The organism is Mesorhizobium sp. M1A.F.Ca.IN.022.07.1.1, assembly GCF_003997575.1.
Taxonomy (GTDB): domain Bacteria; phylum Pseudomonadota; class Alphaproteobacteria; order Rhizobiales; family Rhizobiaceae; genus Mesorhizobium.
In genome coordinates, this window is sequence record NZ_RZST01000545.1 from 1 (window position 1) to 2368 (window position 2368).

1 protein-coding gene and 1 pseudogene are annotated in these 2368 nt (G+C 65.2%); one reads left to right on the plus strand and one right to left on the minus strand.

The annotated features are described in order from the left end of the window. Positions 1-386, plus strand: a pseudogene (locus tag EOA75_RS31905) (amino acid decarboxylase); the annotation flags it as partial. 20 nt (positions 387-406) lie between these two features. Here EOA75_RS31905 and EOA75_RS31910 read toward each other — a convergent pair. Then, on the minus strand, positions 407-2365 hold the full coding sequence (locus EOA75_RS31910; protein WP_245466804.1) for a BTAD domain-containing putative transcriptional regulator: 1959 nt from the start codon (positions 2363-2365) through the stop codon (positions 407-409). Between the last annotated feature and the right edge of the window lie 3 nt (positions 2366-2368).

Consider the following 2368-nt stretch of genomic DNA (forward strand, 5'->3'; position numbering starts at 1 on the left):
AGATCTGGATGTCGCTCAAGGAGCATGGCATCGAGAAATTCGGGCGGCTGATCGACCAGAACATCGCCCAGGCCGGCTATCTGACCGAGCTGATCCGGGTCGAGGCGGCGCTCGAGCTGACGGCGCCGACCACCATCAACATCGTCTGCTTCCGCCATCGCCTGGACGGCGCCTCCGAGGAACAGCTCAAGTCGTTCAACACCGAAATCATGCTCAGGCTGCAGGAAGAAGGCATTGCAGCCGTGTCCGACACCACGGTGCACGGGCAGCACTGCCTGCGGGTCGCGATCACCAACCACCGCACCCGCCGCGACGACCTCGATCTCCTGCTGCGTGAGACGCTTCGCATCGGAGCGGAAATCAAGACCGCGGCGCTACCAGACTGACGAGAGAGCGCCAAGACATGTCATTCCGGGAGGCCGGCTAGCCGTAGCGCCTCGACATATTTGGCGAAATATTCTGGCCTGATCTGCCCTACCCGATGCTTGAGGTTGGAAAGCTTCAGTTGCGGGTCGAGCTCCAGCGAGCGCGCGATGTGCCTGCTCGCGGCATCCAGCCTGCCGGCCATGGCGTTGCTGGCGGCCGCCACACGCAGGCCGGTGAGATAATAGGGCTGCGCGCGCGACGCCGCCTCGGCGAGCGGCCAGGCGGCGTCGTAGCGGCCGGCCACGAAGTGAGCGAAGGCAGTGAAGGTCTGCATAAAGAAGGTCAGCGGATCGAGCGGGCTCAGCCGCCTTGCCCGCGACATGTGCTCGATTGCGATGTCCGGGTCGTCATGGCAGGCCTTGAGGCAGCCGCTGGCGCTCCAGGCGGCTGCGCAGTTCGGGTTGAGCACGAGCGCGCGGTCGGCCAGTGCCGATCCGGCCTCGTAATCGCCGGTGACATAACCCAGCGCCAGGCCGCTGAAAGCCAGCGCCACCGCATCGTCCTTGCCGGCGATAGCCACGTCGCCGACCAGCCTGGATACCTCGGCTGTTTCCTTCTGCCGGTCGGTCATCCAGCCATTCGCCATGCGCCAGAAATAGCACCAGGCGGCAGCGCCTTCCGCGGCGGCAAAATCGGTGTCGAGCTGGATGGCCCTGTAGAACTGTGGCAACGCCTCCTCCAGCCCTTCTCTCGTCCAGCGGTAAAGGCTCGCCATGCCGCGCAGATAGTGGTCATAGGCGTCGAGGCTCTCGGTGGGCTTGCGCTTGGCGCGCGCCATCTCGGCCTGTTCGAGTCTGGGTGAAATTGCGCCGATGACACTGGAGGCAACGAGGTCCTGCAGTTCGAACACTTCCGAGACATCGCCTTCGAAGCGGTCGGCCCAGAGATTTACTCCCGCCGACGCCTCGATAAGTTGACCTGCCACCCGAAGCCGGCTGCCGGCCTTGCGGACACTGCCCTCCAGCACATAGCGCACCCCGAGCTCGCGTGCCACGCGGGTGACGTCAACCGCCTGGCCCTTGTAGGCGAAGGCGGAATTCCGCGCGATCACGAACAGCCAGCTGACATGCGACAGCGCCGTCGTGATCTCCTCGACAACGCCGTCAGTGAAATATTCCTGCTCGGCGTCGCCGCTCATGTTCTGGAACGGCAGGACCGCGATCGACGGCTTTTCCGGCACCGAAACGACAGGGCGAGGCGCCTTCGCTTCCAGGCGGGAAAGTTCGGCCTTGGGCTGGCCATAGTCGGCTATCGAACCCTTCAGCTCCATTGGCGCCTCGATGCGTTCGATCAGCGCCCGCGTCGCTTCCTCAGGCTCGACACCGAGCTCGCGCTTGAGCGCTTCCTTACAGGCCAGGAACTGGCGAAAGGCGTCGTTGGTGCGGCCGTGGCGGCGGAAGACGCGGATCAGGGCGCGGTGGGCCTGCTCGGCGCATGGGTCGGACGTCACTAGCCGCTCAGCCAGTCTTTCGCAGGCCTGCTCCTCGCGTTCACCGAGTTCCGGCAGAAGGCTCAGCCGTTCGGCCAGGTCCAACGCCTTGCGGGTGTAGTTCGCCCGAAGCGGCGCAAGCCATTCGTCGATTTCGCCGGGGGATGGCAGTCCGTCGAGCAGGTCACCCCGGTACAGGTCGGCAGCTGCCGCGAGGCTCGCGCCGTCATCGGCCTGGCAGTTCCGGTCGAAAATCCAGATGTCGGCCTCGTTGTCATTCGCCACCACCCAGATAGTGTCGGCATTGCCTTCGATGCGAATGGCCTCGTTGCCGGTGGACGGAAACAGCCGCCTGATGTCGACCAGGGCCTGGCGCAGGCTGTTTCGCGCCTGCTGCTCGCCGCTGCCGGTCCACAGCATCGCCGCCACCTTCTCGCGGCGAAGCCCTTTCGGGCCGGCCAGAACCAGCGCGGCAAAGAGCAGCGACGTCTTGCGCGTCGCGAAGTGCAGAGG